Source organism: Sporofaciens sp. JLR.KK001, from assembly GCF_036941055.1.
GTDB lineage: Bacteria > Bacillota > Clostridia > Lachnospirales > Lachnospiraceae > Sporofaciens.
In genome coordinates this window covers 1-215 of record NZ_JAYMNO010000028.1, presented here as the reverse complement: position 1 = coordinate 215, position 215 = coordinate 1, and the positions used below count along the sequence as shown (strand labels likewise).

Genomic DNA, 215 nt, shown 5'->3' with positions numbered 1-215 from the left:
GTATATGCACATATTCTTGATGAAGATCGAAAGGTCAATGCCCAAAGGTTTGAAGAGGCTTTTTATGCTAATTGTGATCTGCGGAAAATCACTCCGCCTGAAGAAAAGAAATTGGCGCCAGAGGTGACAAATATTGTACAACTGCTTCAGGACTCCCCTGAATTAACATCTATGCTGAGTAATTTAATTGCACAAGCTGGAACAAAGGCGAATTA

General features: G+C 40.0%; 1 pseudogene. It reads left to right on the top strand.

Going from position 1 to position 215, the window contains the following annotated elements:
* Nucleotides 1-215: pseudogene (locus tag VSQ62_RS32370) on the top strand (site-specific integrase); the annotation flags it as partial.